General features: G+C 54.6%; 15 protein-coding genes. All 15 read right to left on the bottom strand.

The window, feature by feature from the left end; translation table 11 throughout:
- Position 1: 1 nt before the first annotated feature.
- A complete protein-coding gene (locus WCG50_RS03815; protein WP_336898245.1) occupies positions 2–496 on the bottom strand; it encodes a type II secretion system protein in 495 nt (164 codons plus the stop codon).
- The gene (locus WCG50_RS03820) at positions 493–2,850 is read right to left on the bottom strand and encodes a secretin N-terminal domain-containing protein (RefSeq protein ID WP_336898246.1); all 2,358 of its coding nucleotides are present in this window, start codon (positions 2,848–2,850) and stop codon (positions 493–495) included. The genes WCG50_RS03815 and WCG50_RS03820 overlap by 4 nt, the downstream gene beginning before the upstream one ends.
- Positions 2,847–3,365 (bottom strand): hypothetical protein, encoded by a 519-nt coding sequence (locus WCG50_RS03825; RefSeq protein WP_336898247.1) that lies wholly within the window; start codon positions 3,363–3,365, stop codon positions 2,847–2,849. Before WCG50_RS03825 ends, WCG50_RS03820 begins: the two co-directional genes overlap by 4 nt.
- Before the next feature lie 8 nt (positions 3,366–3,373).
- Complete coding sequence (gene pilO / locus WCG50_RS03830) at positions 3,374–3,931, bottom strand: type 4a pilus biogenesis protein PilO (protein WP_336898248.1); 558 nt, start codon at positions 3,929–3,931, stop codon at positions 3,374–3,376.
- Positions 3,928–4,461: a hypothetical protein gene (locus tag WCG50_RS03835; protein ID WP_336898249.1), complete on the bottom strand. Its 534-nt coding sequence runs from the start codon at positions 4,459–4,461 to the stop codon at positions 3,928–3,930. Before WCG50_RS03835 ends, pilO begins: the two co-directional genes overlap by 4 nt.
- Positions 4,458–5,327, bottom strand: a complete 870-nt coding sequence (locus WCG50_RS03840; RefSeq protein ID WP_336898250.1) for a hypothetical protein — start codon at positions 5,325–5,327, stop codon at positions 4,458–4,460. Before WCG50_RS03840 ends, WCG50_RS03835 begins: the two co-directional genes overlap by 4 nt.
- Positions 5,308–6,996: a GspE/PulE family protein gene (locus tag WCG50_RS03845; protein ID WP_336898251.1), complete on the bottom strand. Its 1,689-nt coding sequence runs from the start codon at positions 6,994–6,996 to the stop codon at positions 5,308–5,310. The genes WCG50_RS03840 and WCG50_RS03845 overlap by 20 nt, the downstream gene beginning before the upstream one ends.
- Positions 6,993–8,186, bottom strand: a complete 1,194-nt coding sequence (locus WCG50_RS03850; RefSeq protein WP_336898252.1) for a type II secretion system F family protein — start codon at positions 8,184–8,186, stop codon at positions 6,993–6,995. The genes WCG50_RS03845 and WCG50_RS03850 overlap by 4 nt, the downstream gene beginning before the upstream one ends.
- Positions 8,187–8,222: 36 nt before the next feature.
- On the bottom strand, positions 8,223–8,645 hold the full coding sequence (gspG, locus tag WCG50_RS03855) for a type II secretion system major pseudopilin GspG (protein WP_336898253.1): 423 nt from the start codon (positions 8,643–8,645) through the stop codon (positions 8,223–8,225).
- Positions 8,646–8,649: 4 nt separating this feature from the next.
- Positions 8,650–9,333, bottom strand: coding sequence for an SCO family protein (locus tag WCG50_RS03860; RefSeq protein WP_336898254.1), 684 nt, complete (start codon positions 9,331–9,333; stop codon positions 8,650–8,652).
- Positions 9,334–9,421: 88 nt separating this feature from the next.
- Positions 9,422–9,856, bottom strand: coding sequence for a hypothetical protein (locus WCG50_RS03865; RefSeq protein ID WP_336898255.1), 435 nt, complete (start codon positions 9,854–9,856; stop codon positions 9,422–9,424).
- A 16-nt stretch (positions 9,857–9,872) separates the two neighbouring features.
- Positions 9,873–11,690 carry a hypothetical protein gene (locus tag WCG50_RS03870; protein ID WP_336898256.1) on the bottom strand — a complete coding sequence of 606 codons (1,818 nt, stop codon included), beginning with the start codon at positions 11,688–11,690 and terminating at the stop codon, positions 9,873–9,875.
- A gap of 2 nt (positions 11,691–11,692) precedes the next feature.
- Positions 11,693–12,247: an FKBP-type peptidyl-prolyl cis-trans isomerase gene (locus WCG50_RS03875; protein WP_336898257.1), complete on the bottom strand. Its 555-nt coding sequence runs from the start codon at positions 12,245–12,247 to the stop codon at positions 11,693–11,695.
- A gap of 19 nt (positions 12,248–12,266) precedes the next feature.
- Positions 12,267–12,956: an FKBP-type peptidyl-prolyl cis-trans isomerase gene (locus WCG50_RS03880; RefSeq protein WP_336898258.1), complete on the bottom strand. Its 690-nt coding sequence runs from the start codon at positions 12,954–12,956 to the stop codon at positions 12,267–12,269.
- A gap of 97 nt (positions 12,957–13,053) precedes the next feature.
- Positions 13,054–17,844 carry a hypothetical protein gene (locus tag WCG50_RS03885; RefSeq protein ID WP_336898259.1) on the bottom strand — a complete coding sequence of 1,597 codons (4,791 nt, stop codon included), beginning with the start codon at positions 17,842–17,844 and terminating at the stop codon, positions 13,054–13,056.
- Positions 17,845–17,846 lie beyond the last annotated feature (2 nt).

Below are 17,846 nucleotides of genomic sequence, written 5' to 3' on the forward strand. Positions count from 1 at the left end.
TTCACCAGTCCCGATAAGGAACACTGTTAAGGCCCATGCCGGCAGTCAAGGAATACACATCGAAAACATCAGCACCCGGTTGTGGGCTATCAGACGAGCTGGCATAGCTGCGCAAGCCCCAACTGGCTTCGGTCGACGAAGCGGTTTCTGGTGCTGTTGGATCGTGTGGAATCCTGCGCAGGAAAAATATTTTTTGTTCCTTGTTGGGGCTCTTGGCATCGGTCACCCCCGCTATCAACACATTCAAGTTAGGCGGATAACCTGAGGCCTTGGCATCATCCAGAATGCGACCTTCATCAACGGCTTGCTTGTAGCGATCAATGGCTGTGCGAATTTGACGCAGTGCATCGCGCAATTCGCGCTCATGACTGCGACGCGCCGCTAACTCTATCAATGGAAATGAAATTGTTGAGAGCAGTCCGACAATCGCAACGGTCACGACCATTTCAATCAGCGTAAAACCCGCTGCCCGTTGCCGTGATCGGAAAAACTTCATGGAGCCGCCTTGATTTCCACTCCTACGGCGGGCGTCATAGGAAGGGGCTGATCGCCAGCGTCTGCACTGTGCAAGGTAGCGTTACTGATGTTGATTTGCGTAGGGCCTGCGGCCGTCAGAACCTCAAACTGTACTTGTGCCAGTGCACCGCCACCTGCTGGCAAACTCTCGCCACGTCCCGCTGTCAACTCCATGTGAACGGAACCCGCACCCTCAGCATCGCCAGTAAAGCGCGCACCTACAGCCGCATTGCGCTCAGCACCCGCCTCAGTCACGGAAACAAAACGCAAAGTTGCCGGGTCGTAGGCCAGTGTTAAATCCAACTGGGTAGCTGCAGGCAAAGCCGGCAGTGCCAACGCCACTGAAATTTGCTCCCCTGGTTTGGCCGCTTGTGGTGCGGACAAAACGACAGGCATGAGTGCTACCGGGCGTGCAGTAATTTGTGTACCTGTTGCTTGACCCGCTGCTTTAGCGGCTAGCGCTGGTGCTGGACGAGCCACACCTGATCTTGAAGCCGAGGCTGTGGGCGAGGCAGCACCGGGTGTAGCTGCCGCAGGCATGCTGGGGGTCGGCAGCTGCGTTCTGCTGGCACCCACCACCTTGGAACCATAGCGGAGGTTATTCTCCGTGCCCGACCACATTTCTAGCAAATCGCCGTCGGCTTGACGGTTGTTTCGAACGATATGCGGCGTGATCGACATGATGATTTCTGATTTATTCTTGGTGTCAGTCTGCTTACCGAACAATCGACCCAATAGTGGAATATCACCAAAGCCAGGAACGCGGTTGGCGCCCGTTCTATCCTGATCCTGTATCAGGCCGCCAATGACTTCGGTCTGCCCATCTTTGAGACGCAGCACCGTGCTCAGGCTTCGGGTGCCAATGGTGTAAGCAATGGTGCCATTTTTTGCAACGTCCGGTGCCTGATCCCCCTTTGAGTTGACTTCTAATGTTAAGCGGATGGCGACATCACCGTCGGCATAAATGGTGGGTTCCACTTCGATTTTGATACCCACTTCCACATATTGAACGCTGGTGTTGTAGACAGGAGCAGCGCCTGTAGTGGATGGCGTTGCTGCAGATGAAATCACAGGCAGGCGGTCGCCCACCAAAATCTTAGCCTTTTCCTTGTTCCGCACACGAATGCGAGGCGTAGCGAGATCATTGATGTCGGAGTCGGTCTTATTGGCCGTGATGGTCACACCTGCGTTGGAGAAGAAGTCATTGCGCCCCAAAGCTTTCAACTGATCCACCGTCATGCTGGTGAGGCTGGTACCAAAACTCGTTGGCAAGTCAATGCCCAGTGCCAGCGCGCGCGCACGTGAAATTTCCATCACATCCACTTCCAACATGACCTCAGGCTCTGGTTGGTCCATAGTCGCCACCAGTTTTTCGACTAATCGAATAATCTGCGGCGTGTCCCGCACGATCAAAGCATTGGTTTTCTCATCGATGAACATGTCCTTGGTTTTGACCATGGCTTTTACCATGGCCATCACCTGCTTGGGATCTGCGTTGGTTAAGGAAAAACGGCGGATCTTGAGCTCGGCATATTCGCGCCCTTTGGTCTCGGTGTCCGGGTAGACCAGGATCGAGTTTTCACTCATGACCCGCTTGGTGGTCTGGGTCTGCATCAGGATCAGGTCGATGGCTTCTTCTACCGGTGTATCGCGCACAAAGATCGTGACCTTCAAATCACTTTTCACGTCCTTGTCAAACATCACATTCAGGCCGGTGGTCTTGGAGATGGCTTCCATCACCATGCGCAAGTTGGCCTCGCGGAACTGCAAGGTCACCGGTTTGCGGCCCTTGAGGTTGAGGCTCACGCCATTGAACGAATCGTTTTGCGTGGCTTCCGCCAATTGGGTTCGCAGTTGCAATGCCCGCGGGTGGCTAGGCGCTTCAATCAGCACCTTGCCGACCAAGGCACTGGCTGGCTCAAATTCACCTTTTTGAATCTTTATAGCGGCCTCATCCAGACGCAAGACCTGCTTGCGCGCCAAAGTCAGCTCGGTAATGGCCTGTGGCGCAGCAATATGACCCGGGTCGATGCTGAGCACACGGTTAAATCGCTGTAAAGCGACATCCCAATGCTCTGCACCTCGCTCTCGGTTGCCTTCAGCCATCAGACGCCGGGTGATTTCTTCACGCTGCATCAACCAGTCCTTACGAATGGACGCATCGCTCGAATCCGTTTGTTGGGCCAAAGTAAGCTTGGCTAGCCCATCTTCAAGTCTTCCTTCGCTGATGAGCGACAGGCCTTCTTTGCGATAGCGATCGGCGGCACAACCGGCCAGTAGTAAGGCCAAAGTGAGGGGCAAAATTTTGCGAGTCAGGAGTAGCACTGGTTTCACTGAGAACTCCCGGTGGATAGAGTTTGTTGAATGCTTAAAGGCAGGTACATGATTTGAACGCTGGTGGGGTCGATACGTTCGATCCGGTATTGGTTGTCCACGACGTCGCCCAGTCCTGCGGTGATGACGCGGTTACCGCGCGAAAAAATGATCAACTGCGTCGCTCCTTCAGTGTATTTACCAAGGAAAGTAAAAGGCAACGGTGGCGCAGAGGGCGGTGGTGGCGGTGGAGGGGGTGGCGGCGGTGGTGGGGGTGGCGGCGGCGGCGGCGCAATGAACCAGGAGTGCTTTGAAAAAAGCTGCTCGACCACCGGTTCACTCAATTCCGGGCGTTGCTCTTGTAGGGCCAGCACGACGTTCGTTGGACGCGCTATTTGAGCTGGTCCGCCCACTACTTTGGCACCCGTTTTAGACGACTTGGCAGGCGCTGAAATCGTTTCCTCTGCGTCTTTGGGTGCGAACAAGATCAAGCCAATGGTAGCGATCACGCCCAAGACCAAAAGGATTTTTGTCATTTTGGGACTCATAGCTGGGTCTCTACAAAAACGATAAAAACCAGTTTGGCATCCACCGCAACATCATCCACCTTTTCGCGCTTGAAGTTGGCACTCTCCAGGGCCACCGTCGGCATGTCTTTTAGTACGGCATCCATGAAGGCAATAAGTTGCGGAAAAGCCCCTTTGACGGGCAACGAAACCCGGTAGCGTGCCAACCGATCAGCATCAGATTGAAGCAACGCGTACTCGCCTGTTTCCAGGGCGAGCCCATTTTTTTGAGCAGCACCATACACCTTGCTCAACAACTCAGGCACTTGGGTCGCAGTTGGGAACTTTTTGTAAAAAACGTCAATTTTTTCTTCAGGACTTAATTCAACAACGCGACCCACTTGCTTTAACGCGACGAGTTGAGCGTTGCGGGTTTCAACCATTTTGACGAGTCGCTGCTGCTCCATCTGACCTGGCCGAACAATGGCCAGCCACATGGCTACAGCTGCGATGAGCAAACACATGCCTACCAGCCCAAAAGGCCCCAATTGACGGAGAAGGTATTGCAGGCGACGACGCCATAAAAGTGTATTCATCCTTTTAGCTTCCATCGTGCAGAAAGACGGAAGCGCACCGGCTTTTCAGCTACCGCATGATTGATTAAATGCGATTGGAGCGTGACATCACTGAAAGACTGACTGTCTTGCATCGCTTTAAAAAATTTGAGCATCGCATCCAGGTCACGAGCTTCAGCGACGACCACAATCTGCCCTTTGATGGCATCAGGCTCAATCGTCAAAAAGGCAAGCGACTCCTTGGAAGACGCCTTGCCCATGGACGCAAACAAACCACTCCAAGGCAAATTCAACTGATCAGAAATCGCCTGCACCCGACGAGAAGCGGCCAACAGGTCGGCGGGCTTCAACGTAGATTGCACTGCCGGAGGCGTCAACTCGGCTTTTTGACGCGCCAATTCAAGATTAAGCAACTGCGTGCGGGGGAGCATCTCGGTCTGCTGATAGGTCCAAACACCGGCCGCCGCCAACAAACCCAGCACAAGCAAACTGAGTCGCAGGCCACGCAGGCCGCCCGCCTCCGCCACAAAATCAAGATGGAAGTTTTTCATGCCAAAACCCCCATCAAGGCTTGACTGAAATCAGCAATGGCAGATTCGGTCATGAGGGCCCCATCGGTTTTTTGCTCCAGCCTGGTCAATACATTGGCGGGCATGACCCATGGGGTAAATTGCAGTCCGTCAACAGCAACCCAGTCATGCGCTGGCAACGTAGGACCAAATACGCTGACCAGAATCGGTGATTCGGTCGCAGCAGGCCAGGCGCCTGCCAGCATGAGCTCTTGTTGTAAACGCAAAACCAGCATCTGGGGCGCGTCTGAGCCCATTCTGTTTGAACCCACCCAATGCCAACCTGACGCATCCCAGCCTGCAATAGAAAGACGACCAGGCTCGTGGCTCATGATCCAACCGACTTTAGGCAACGATTTTGAAAATGCCTGAACAGCAGCCACCAACTGAGGTCGTACCGATGTCAGTCGCACCTTGGCTTGTGCAAGCCCCAACTGCAACCCTGCGATCAAGCCCTCAGGCACTGCTGCGACCAGTCGGTTAAGCCCCGGTGCCTCATTGCTGAAACTCATGCGCCAGCCCACACTGCTTTCGGCGCCGTAGGTATCTTCAAACGCCAACTTGGCAAAGGCCAGTTCTTCAGCCTCATTGCGCAACGCATCGCGCCAGGGAAAACAGGAATAGCGAACCAATTGATCTGACAGCAAGATGCGCACGCTATTGGGTGCCAGCGTTTTAACCAAGCGCAAAGCAGTCTCCAGAACCGCTTGCCAATCATCGGAAGACTCCGAAGTGACCGGCAACTGATGCAAGCCGACGATGTGCGATCGCCAGCCACGCAAATGCACCGCCTGAACCTTGTCAGGCGTCAGATAAAGCAACAGGGAATCAGACGACAAAAGTGACACGATTGATCTCGGTAAGCGTTGATTCACCCTTGCGAACAAGGTCCAGTGCCGACTCACGCAAATAACGTGTTCCGTTTTTCCGGGCGGCTTCCTTCAGTTGCCGAATGGGCGCACGGGCAATGATAAGTTCTCGAATTTCGTCATTGAGATTCAAGATTTCTGCAATCGCTTTGCGACCTTTGTAGCCACTACCCCGGCAGTGACCACAACCACGGCCCGCCATAAAAGTCCAACCTGCCACAGCTTCTTGCGTTAACCCTGAAACGGCCAACAATGCAGCATCCGGCACCACAGGCTCTAGACAGTGCGTACAGTTCACGCGCAACAGTCGCTGGGCCAAAACGCCGTTCAGCGCAGACACCAAGCTGTACATGTCAATGCCCATGTGCATGAACCGGCCAATGACATCAAAAACATTGTTGGCGTGAACGGTGGTGAAGACCAAGTGACCGGTCAGCGCCGACTGAATGGCGATTTGTGCGGTCTCGGCATCACGAATTTCGCCGACCATGATCTTGTCGGGGTCATGCCGCAGAATAGAACGCAAGCCCCGGGCAAACGTCAGTCCCTTCTTTTCATTCACGGGAATCTGCAGCACGCCCGGCAGTTGGTACTCCACCGGGTCTTCAATTGTGACGATTTTCTCAGAACCGTTGTTGATTTCTGAAATGGCAGCGTAGAGCGTCGTTGTCTTGCCGCTACCCGTTGGCCCGGTCACCAGCATCATGCCGTAGGGCTCAGAGGCGAGTCGTCGCAGCACGACCGCAATTTCCTCGTCAAAACCCAGGGTGGTGAGCTGCAGGCCTTTCATCTGATCGCTCAGAGACTGCTTGTCCAAAATCCGCAGCACTGCATCTTCACCGTGAATGCTGGGGATGATCGAGACCCGCAAGTCAATCAAACGCCCTTGCAAGCTGACCCGAAAACGGCCATCCTGCGGCGTGCGACGCTCCGAAATATCAAGCTCCGACATCACCTTGATGCGTGAAATAGTTTGCTCGGCCAGTTCAGCGGTGGACACCGAACCGACTGAACTCAGCACGCCATCCACCCGGTACTTGATGGCCATGCCGCCCGAGGTTGACTCCAGGTGAATATCGCTGGCATTGGCACGCAAGGCGTCGAAAATGGTGGAATTGACGAACTTTACGACCGGGCTGGCGTCTTCGCTGATACCGCGGTAACTGAGTTCCTCGACCGATTCACCAATTCCCTGGGCGTTGTCCTTCGTGGAAACTAGCGACTCCATGGCCCGCAGACCACTTTCCTGCTTGGCAAGCCAGGCAGAAATATCACTACGGTGTGCGAGGCAATTGGTGAAATCCTGCTTCAGGCGAGCATCTGCCCACTGGTGCAACTTCTGGTCGAACGGGTCCGACATCACCAGGCAATAGCCCCGCTCCGGGTCGCGCAGCAGCAGGCACTCACGGCGCAGCATCTCGCTGAACGTGAGGACGTCCAGTGCCGGCTCCATCGCGTGAAGCTCGTTCATGGTCAGCGCGGGGTAGCCGAGTTTTTTGGCCAGTGCGTTGACGAAATCGGTATCGGTCAGGCCCAGTGTTTCTTGCAGCACCAGCGCCGTTGAGTGACCAGATGCCTGAGCCTGTGCTTGCGCCTGACGCAGCTCGTCTCCAGAAAACAACACGGAATGAGTAGATGTTTGAGTCACCGGATGCTGCCTGCTAGTTCAAAAATCGGAAAATACATAACCACCACGATGAAGCCAATCACCAAGCCGATAAAAGCCATCAGCAAGGGCTCAAACAACCGCACAAACCAGTCGATCCACTGGCTGATTTCGCTGTCATAAAACAAGGCGATGCGCTCCATCATCTCGCCCATCTGCCCGGTGCGTTCGCCCACGCGGAGCATGCGCGCCGACACCGGCGTGGTGAGACCACAGTTCTCCATGGCCACCGACATGGTGGTTCCTTCTCGAATCAATTGCGTGGCGGAGACGAGCCGCTGGTTCAAGGCGCCGGGCAGCAATCCTGTGACCAATTCCAGTGAAGCCACCGCAGGCATACCACCGCGCAGCAGCATGCCCAAAGAGCGGTAAAAACGGGTTAACTGATAAACACGCAAGCGCTCACCAATCGAAGGCAGCTTCTGCAGCCATTGCAGAACCTGAGCCGGTGTGCCGGGTCGCGTTAACCAAAAACCGGCAGCACCCACGAGTGCCAGACTACCCACCAGCAGCGTGCCACCATAGTCGCGCGCCAGGTGCCCCCACTGAATCAACAGGCGTGACATCCATGGAATATCACCGCCGAGATCTTCAAAAATACGGGCAAAGCGCGGCACCACGTAACCCATCAAAAACCCGATCACCAACAAGCCGGCAACCGCCAGCACGATCGGATAAATACTGGCGCTCACCACTTTTTTCTTGACGATGTCCAACTGGCTTTGGTAGGCGACATATTTACCCAAGGCCTCAGACAACCCACCTGTGCGCTCACTGGCCCGAACGGTGGCCACATAAAGCGGAGGAAATACATCCGGAAATTGGCTCAAGGCGCGCGACAAGGCAGCGCCACGGTACAAGTCAGCCACCAGCCGGTTCAGTAAATCCCGGCGCTCAGGCCGATGCTCTTTTTCGCTCAGGGTTTCGATGGACTCCACCAATGCCAGTCCGGCATCCAGCAGCGTCAGCAATTCCTGGCTAAATTGACCTAGTGGAAAATCTTTGGATGACTTGCGCTGGAATAAGCCCGAAAGCTTTTGACCTGATTCAATCGACAGAATTCGCAAGCCCCGCTCTATCGCCATTTGCATGGCGGCTTCGCGATTGGGCGCATCCAGGGTCAACGTGCTGACGCTTGAGGCCTTGTCAATAGAGCGGATTTCGAATTGCATCAGTGTTGTCAAGCAGTGAAGGGGTTAGCCCTGCATCTACTCCCAACTTCCAATATCAGCGGCTTCGCCCTCACCCCCCGGAACGCCATCTTTGCCAAACGACACGATGTCGTACTCACCCTTGGTACCGGGTCGTTTGTAGGTAAAGGCCGTACCCCAGGGGTCCAGTGGCACCCCTTTTTTCAGGTAAGGGCCGTCCCAACGAGGTTCATCAGCAGGTTTCACATTCAGCGCTTGCAAGCCTTGCTCGCTGGTAGGGTAATGGCCTGTGTCCAGTCGATATTGGTCCAACGCCTTGCCAAACGATTCGATCTGGGCTCGCGTGACCTTGACCTCGGATTTGCCGACTTGTTTGAAATACATGGGCGCCACATAACCGACCAGCAGGCCAATGATGACCATCACCACCAGCAGTTCAAGCAGCGTGAAACCGAGGCTTTTACGACGTAGACGTGTCATCTGATCAGCCCTTGGTTTGGTCGCGGAATTCTTTAACGACCTGCTCTGCACTTGGGAAACCATCCAGTCGGACCCAAGGCTTTTTACCGCCGCCACTGATGAAAATCAATGGTTCATGGTTCATCTTGTCGCCACGGTAGGCGCCAAACGCTTTTTGAACGGCCACACTGTTGGCAAGTGTGCCTGTGTAGTGCACCCACTGGGGTTTAGCACCGAATTTTTTGCTGTATGCCAAGAGCCTTGCGGGGGTGTCATATTCCGGGTCAATCGACACTGAGAGCATGCGCACCTTGCCCATGTCTTTGCCAAGCAAATCCTGGGTCGTAGCCAGAATCTGACTGGTGACCGGGCATACCGTGGTGCAAGAGGTGTAAATAAAGGCCAGGATGACGGGCTTGCTGCCGTCCAGTTCCTTGCTCAGCGTCGTTGCAGAGCCATCCTGACGCACCATCGGTGTAGCAGCCAAAGCAACCTCCACCATGCTGCGCTTGACCGCGGCATTCATGTCTGCGTGATGGTTTGCATGGGGGTCCTCTCCTTTCATGTCATGGTCCATGCTCATTTTTGACATGTCATGACCGGCGTGTTCGTCCTCTGCCAGCGCGCACTGCGAAATCCCCAGGCCCAATGCGAGCAACATGGCTGCCGACAAATGGGTTGCGGACTGCATCTGTTTTACAAATTTCATGCTCTAAAAATCCCTGAATGTATTTTTAACACTGATATGGCTCAATAGTACGCGAATCAATACCCTCAAGACTTACAAAATTTCGCATTTATTGCCCAATTCTCGATTGGTAGGTGGCACGGTCCACGGCAAGATAACGGCGCGAAGCCGATGGATTCTCATTGGGGGCTGCTATTGATTTATTTAATATCACTTCGCGGTACTTGGCCGGTGAGCCATTCGTACTCAACTCTTCAGGACTGATATTGCCAGGCATACCGACATTGGCAAAACTTGTGGTCCCATCTTCTTGCGTCGAAGGAGAGCCTGACTTTTTGGCTTCAGTTGCTGCACTGGATGCTTCGTTTGCATCTTTCAGCACGGCTGTGCTGTCTACGCCATCGGGTTCACCTAAGTTGGTGAGCACAACAGCGTCTGAGCTATCCGGTGTCTGTTGAACCGTATCAGCACCCCAAGCGTTTAGGCCAAGTGTTGCGCTAAGCAATAAAGATATTTTGAAAGTATTAGAAAAAATAGTTTTCATTATCAAACTCCTTGTATCAGTGGGGAACAATTAACTCAGATTCGGCAATCAAAGAATTTTCGCTGCCATTTCCAAAACGGACGATATAGCCGCCCTTGGCGGCAAAACGCTGATCGGGCGCCAGATTCAAATTCGGATACATCGTGGTGCCAACGCTCTTTGCGAAGGCGCCACCTTGGGCTGGAATTTGAATACGAGCAGCATCAGTCATGGTCATGGTGCCCAACTTTCTCAACAAATCACCCTCGCGACCCAAGACGACGCGGTCACGAGTTTCCTGCTCTGACTTGGCGCCCTCGCGCTTGCCAAGCATGTTTTCGGCCCGCTCCACCAAATAGTCGCTGTACAGATTATTCAGCATTTCAGACAAGGTATCGGTCATGAAGTTCATGGCAAAAAACACCTCAGATTGCATGGACTCATCCACCAGCGCCAGCTTGCTCATGCCCATCCAGGAGCGGAAATAGTCCAGATTCTTCGCACGAAGGACTGGCAATTCGTAGGGATAGATCACATGGGCACGTGCCTTCCAAGCCTGATTCAGATTTTCCAGGCCACCTTTGGACAGGCGCATTGAAAAGTAATTCTTCTCGGCTTGGGGAGCGAGTTGGTTGAGCAACTTCAAGTCGTCTTGTCCAAGCCAAAACATGGCCGAATCCGCAGGCTTGAGTTCAGCAATGGCTTGGTGCAATGCCTCCAGAGGCGCCAAGTCAGAGCGCAAGATAAGTGCTTTCGTCACCGTGGCAGACCCGGCAAGCGCACTCTTCAAGGTCTCTGCAGCAGCAGTCGCCGCAACCCCATTCCGGTATATCTGTACCAGCGACTTGGGGGACTGCTGACTATCGCGCAGATGGCGCGCCAGCACTTCGGACTCCAGCTTGACGCCAGCCGAAAAATACAAGTCGTAATTGGAAAATCCGCTTGGCGGGACATCAACACTGGGGAACCAGCAAGGCACTTGGTTTTGATCACAAAAGTCATGCACCGGTTGCCAAGTGGCATCAGACAGTCCCGACAACAGGGCAAACGCGGGTTTGGCGCTGTAGTGCTGGCGAAGTTGGGCGTCCCAAGTTTCAGGGGCACCTTGCAGCTCCCAAATATCCAAAGTCCAGGTGCGCTCGGTCCCCAGCATCATTTCGGCCGCACTGATCATGTGGTGGCGTGAGCGATCTTGCTTCGCCGTCACCGTACTGCCATTTTTTTGACGAACAATGCGGCGCATCATGTCAACGAATGACTTGCGCCGTATCGGGTCCACATCCGGCGTGATGACGGTGGCAAAGTGGATGTTTGTCAGGGTCACGCCAGGTGACCACTGAGAAGAGAGCTGCTTCAAATAAGCGCTGAGCGAATTCAACTCGACCGCATTCAGTTCGAAATGAGGCATGAGAACCTTCATGGTTCGGCCTCGATTATTGACACCGTTGCGCACCGCGCTGGCGAAGGCCTCAGCAGTGTAGGGTGGATGCGCCTCGTTGAACATCTTGCTGACGTGCGGATCCATGGTGGCCACTGGTTTGTCACCCTCTGGGGCATACAAATAAGTGCCGTTAATCGGCGGCACCAAGGTATTGCCTTCCACCTGGCCCATGCCACTGCGCCGATGGCAATTCACACAGGCGGCAGCAACACCGCTGACCTGGGTACCATCCACGCGCCGGCCTGTTAGCGCAGAACCATCGGCACGAATGCCTTGGTCATAGATGCGATGTCCCAACTCCAGCGCGTCGGCACTCGTTAGCAACGGGTTTTGTGCTATGGCCAACCAGGGCATACCCATCGCCAGCACGAATGCCAAAATACAATGACGGCCCCCTTTAAAAAGCGTATTCATGCTTAAAGAATGCCAACAATTTCCATCTCATAAATGAGGACTGCATTTGGTGCCACGGCATGGTTGCCCTGCACACCGTAGCCGAGTTCTGGTGGTATCACAATTTCCCACTTGGAACCCGCTGGCATCAACCTCATGGCTTCTTGCAGACCTGGTACAAAACCGGCCACGCGCATCACTGCGGGTACTTTGTCGACCGCCTTGTCGAAGCGCGATCCGTCCACTAGCATGCCTTGGTAGAAGCAGCGCACCGAGTTGGCATTGCCGATTTTTTTGCCGGCTCCAACCTTCAGGATTTTGTACTGCACACCGCTGGCCAACGCCACAACGCCAACTCTGGACTTGTTTGTGGCCAAAAAGCTGGCAGCAGACTGCTGGTTGCTTTGCGCCTTTTCGGCTCGGTTCAACTCAAGTTGTTGGCGAGGGCTGATCTTGCCGCCCCGCTGCAGGAGTTCCTTGTTGGCTGCATTGGCCCCAGCCAAGGGATCGTTTACTGCTGTCTGCGCAAAGACTTGAAGACTCACCAAGCAGAGTGGCAGCAACCATGCTGATTTCATTTTCCTCATATGAATCCTACTACTTGATCGCCAACAATTCCAGGTCGAACACCAGCACCTCATTCGGGCCGATGTCATTGCCCACACCACGTTCACCATAGGCCAACTCAGCCGGAATAACGATTTGCCACTTGGAGCCCACGGGCATCACGCTCAAAGCCTGTTTCCAACCCACAATCAATGATGAAACCTTCAAGTTGGCAGGTTTGCCTGGCTCGGTGGCGTCAAATTCAGTGCCATTGGTCAGCGCGCCTCGGTAGTTCACTTCCACCATATCGGACTCCATGGGCTTTTTACCCTGGCCTTCATGCAATACTTTGTAAAGCACGCCATTGGGTAAGGCCTGCACCCCTTTTTGGGCCTTGTAGTTGGTCAGATAGGCGTCACCCTTTTTCTTGTTGTCACCAATGGCCAATTGCTTTTTCACCTGGGCCCGCTGGCGCAGTTTGGTCTGGTAATCGTTCATCACCTGGCGAATTTCTTTTTCGCTCAGCAAGACCTTGTCAGTGCCCAGACTGGCCTTGATACCTTCAATCAGCATCGGCAGATCGACCTCGGCACTTTCGCTTTTGAGGTTTTTACCGATGCTCGCACCAATGCTGTAACTCAGCTTATCTTTGTCCGATTTGATGGCAACAGCCTCTGCTGCCCACAAGGTGCTGCAAGCTATCAACAGTCCACCCAACGCTATCCATTTCAGTTGTTTCATATTCTTCCTACAGTTCGCTTATCTCTCACGCCGACATTAGCATGTAAATCGCCGATGCCAGACATATCTGGCATCGGCGATTGGTTACTACCCGGGATTAACGCGCGGTAACTGCGTTTGAGGTCACGGGGCCACTGGATCCCACAGCACTGGTAGTCGTCACACGGTATGTGTAATTACCACCTGCAAGGGGGGCCGTGTCGGTAAATGCATACGCTGGCGCAGTTCCCGTCACTGACGGAGTGATGTTTGACCATACACGCAAAGCTGCAAGACCATTGTTAGGCTTACGTTGAACAGTCCATCCCGTTATGTTTGTAGATGGGTTGGTCCAGCTCACCGTGATATTGCGTGTAGTCAAAGCACCTGCATTAGCGAACGGTGTGGTCGAAGCGGCGGGCGGTGTGCTCACCGTCAACATATTCGACAAAGCAGACTGCGTTGTCAAACCGAACCGGGTCGCCTGTGCAAGCACCTGCATGGTGTAGCTGTTACCTGCAGCAATGGCCGGGTTGGCGGTCATCGTCGTTTGCTGTGCCTGCGCCACGGGTGCAGCACCGTTGGTAGACACTTGCACCACATACGAAACTGCCGTCACCGGCACCGTCACAGGCACGGTCACCGGAGCCCAGGTGAACGACATATTGGTGGCACCTTGCGAAACGGCCACGGCCACCGGCTTACTCGGTGCTGCGGGTGCAGACAGATCAATCGATGCCGACAGGGATGCCGACTTACTGGTTGCACTGCCCGTCAAGTTAATGGCAGTCACCTTAAACACATAAACGTTTCCTGGCGCTGACACCGCAAGGTTCGTTGTAAGGGTCATAGCGCGATTAATCGCTGTTTTTTGAGCCCCACTGCTGGTCACGATAATTGGAGCTGCAAAGTGCGCGCCATTGTCAGCGGAAACCTCAACCCAGTACGACGTTTCGTTGTTGGCGTTGTCGGTCCATTTGACAGTGATGGGCAGCGTTTTGGTGCCTGCGCTGTAGGCGCCAGCCGTAGCAGTCACACCAGTAGGAGCGGCCACCGGGATCATTGGTGTGTTGACTACCAATGTTGCCGAATCGATCGTTGCGATGGTGTTGCTCGTCTTGATCACGTAGCTGTAGGTCATCAGGGGCGTGGCGGTGTTATCAACATAGCTAAGCGCCGTTCCCGGCAGGGTAGCAAGCATCACACCATCGCGCCAGACTTGCAATTTGCTGCTACTGGGTTTAACACTCCAGTTTAAGGTGACAGAGTTATAGGCCACAGGAGCAGCTGTCAGCGATGTTGCAGCAACTGGAGGCAACTCGACATAGCTATAGGCTGGGAGTGAGTCACCTGCCACATTGTAGGCAACCACTTGGTATGCGCTACTTGGGGCAGGAGTGGGGTCCGTCCAAGTTGTTTGGTTGGCCCGTACCCTTGCCACCTCTACATAGCCTCCTGCGGGAAAGCCGTTAGCATCAACTGCAGACTTTGATATCTTGAAACCGAGCTCATTTTGTGGGTTGCCCAATGACTTGTCAGCAGGCGTCGAGTCGATCCAAGTCAATTTTCCATTAGAAGCCGCATTGGTCAGGTTGGATGGTGCTGCCGGCTTGATCACCGTGGGTTGAAACACCACAGGGCGTGTCAGGTCGTTTTCAGCATGGCCCAATATGGCAGAACCCCAGACAAACTCGTTATCGAAATTCACCAAATCATTGGTCACGGATGGCAGCGGCGTGACACCGGTGGCAACTGTAAAGCCCAAACCGGACGCCGCAGCGCCGGTGGTGCCGACAGGCTTGGATGGATCCATCAGTCGAGTGCTTTGTGGCATACCGAATGGCACGCTGGCGCGCTTGGCACGCATGGCCACAATTACATCTTCCAGCGGGTTCAGGCGAATAGTGTCTTTCCAACCCACTTCATTGCTGGCAGGCACCTTCACGGTTCCGTCCCAGCCCACGCGGTTGATCAGTTGCACATCGACCATGTTGAAGTGCATGGAGTTGGTCCACAAACCGTTGTCCACCAGTTTCCAGATCTGGATTTCACCGTCTTTCAAAATTTCGGTGGCCGAATCGATGTAATTCAAAGGCACCGTCGTCTGCACCACGCCGTTGGTCAGAGGCAGTTCCGCACCGCCAGTGGAGTTGTATCGGCCGCGGTTATCAAACAGTTCTTGCTCCGCCTTGGTCAGCACGGGGATGGAGAACATCTTGGTAGAGTTGACCGTGACTTGTGCGCCAACACCGCTGGTGCCAGCAGGATTCTCAAACGTGACAACGGGCGCGCAGGTATAGCCAGAGCCAGCCGTAAAGTTGATGATTTTCGTCACCTGGTGGGTGCTGGGCACGCCGGGTGTACCTGGGTCTACCACGGCGGTCGCCATGGCAGATACTGCGCCATTTTTCAAAGCGCCATTGGCTTCCATGGGCAGGCATGCGACACCGTTGACTGTATTGTTGAATACAACCGTGGGTGGGTTCAATGGATCGTAGCCGGTGCCAGAGCCTGGGATCACATTGCCGGCGATAGTCCCGCCAGCGCTGGCCGTGCCGCCCGAGGTGACAAGAGTCAGACCAGTCAGGGTGATTACACCGTTGACACTGGTCGAGAAGTCCAGCGTGGGTTGTGCCGCAGAACCAGTGGCGACGTGAGCATAGATGTCGGTGTCGTTGGTACCGAACGAATCGTTGTAGGCCACCGCAGGAACCAGGGGCGCGGGTTGAGATGCACCGTAAGCAATCGGCAGGGCTGTAATCAGTGCGGTCGGATCGTAAGGCGCGGCAGCTGGGATCGCGCTCACTTTGATCTGCATCATGGTGCGGGTATTCGGACCATAGCCAGGCTTGGTACTGTAAGCGCCACCAGCACCGGTCTGGTCCGGGCCACCGGTGTAGTAGTCATTGCGCACATCGTTGAATGGCACCGGTGCGGGTGCGTCGTTGTACAAAATCAGCGTCTGACCGGCATAGGCTGAAAAGTCAACGATAGCATCGGCACGCTCGGCGGGACCCAACAACATGCCGTAGCCATAGATGTTGCCAATCGTGATGGAGCGGCGATTGGCTTCATAGGTCACAGGTTGTGCGGGAATGTCAACTGGGTGAGGCAACAGGCCGCCATCATTGCCAATGGCGATGAAGTCCGGGCCGGCAGTCGATGGGTCTGGTGCACCACCTGCGCGGCCATCCACGGGCCAGGCACGTGTGGGACCAGATGGCTCGGAGATGATATTGGTAGCCACACCTAGATTGACATACTGTGGCAGAGGCATCTGAACACCAGCAGTCACATCCCACCCGACCGGATTGCCGGCAGCGTCACCCACAGCAGGCACCATCTTCACTTCGGTGTTATCAATCAGTTTTGCAACGCCCGCAGCATCCACCATCGTGTTGCCATTCAGATCCAGCATGGGTGCATGCACCGAACCATCTGCCTTGTACAAAGCCAGATTGATGTAGCGGTCGTTGCTGGCATTCAAAATACGCATGCGGTAGGCCTTGGGGTCTACCGTCAGTGTGGGGTAGGCCGTGCCGTTGATAACCGGTGTATCCATAAAGGCTTCTGGCACAAAGCTGGCATCCCCGTAGGCACCTGATGGCAGGGGATCCTTGGCCGGGAAGATCGGCCAGAACAAGGGACCAAAATCCCAACGACCCACTGGATTGGCACCGTTGGCCGATGATGGGTCCTGGTTTTTCTCATAAACATGGGGGAACCACAGGTCGCCAGGCTTGCCCCATTTGGCGGTATTCCACAAGGCGTCTTGCTGTGCAATGTCGCTGGGCACAAAGGTTTTGTCTTCAATGATCAATGGGATTTGATCGGCAGGGATAACACCGCTGGCAATCAGCCCTTGCTCGATCGGGTCGGTAATCATGTACCCGGCAGCCAGACCCGCATAGGCATTCAGACGCGTCAGGCCAGAAGTACGGTCCTGGTAGAAACTGAAGCGCGCGCTCATGTCGTTGGGGAAGTAGAGCGTGGTGGCGCCAGGGCCAGGGTCAGCCATATCCGGAACGTTCTGATTGCTGACGCCTCGGGCATCGAGCAAGGCAACATCATTTCCTTTGGCATTCACCCCAGGATTGGTTTCGCCCTGAGGCGCAATCCATTGATGCGGCGTGCCAGCGCTAATCCAGGGAGACTGACCACCCACCAAGTGAATGCTCGCGCGGTTTTGGGTGTAAGCTTTCTTTCCATTGGCTCCTATGCCAGCACCTGTGAGGGTGGTGTCCACCGGGATAAACAGTGCACCACCGGCACCTGTGGGCAAGTAGTTGATGAACTTAACACGAACTGCCGTGCCTTTGGCTGACTGAATGAACGGACCGAGGTGATGGGGATTATCCACTACGCTCAGCACACGGTTATCCAACGTCGTAAAAGTCTTGGCAACTACCCCCTTGGCAATCAGTCCGGGCGTCATAAGTTGAACATACCCGCGTAGGCGGGTCGGCTTAGCCAAATCACTGTGCATTTGTTCGGTGAACTCAACCGCTGCGATTTCGTAGTAATCGTCTTGCGTGGCATTGCCATTGAGGTCAACCCACTTCTCAGGCGCGGCCAAGGGAATGTATTGACCCAGGTTGTTGGCCTTGGCTGCACCTATGCCAGGCAAGGTATCGACAAACTTCCGCAGCGCCTTGCCAGAGTCAATCATCTTGGGCAAGCCCGTTGCAGTAACAATGCTTTGTGCGCCAGCAACCAGTGCAGGCGATGGGCCTGCGGCACTGTTGGCATAGTAGGTGGGTACGGCCACCGGTGCATTTTTAACGTTCACTCCAGAGCCGAAACCGGACCCGGCCAGTGCCACGTTAGCACCAAAAGATGTCGCTATTGCCATCGCAATTGCCGCAGCAACTGGACTGACCTTAAACGAAGTGTGTTGGAATTTTTTCACGA

This window comes from Rhodoferax sp., from assembly GCF_037143375.1.
GTDB lineage: Bacteria > Pseudomonadota > Gammaproteobacteria > Burkholderiales > Burkholderiaceae_C > Rhodoferax.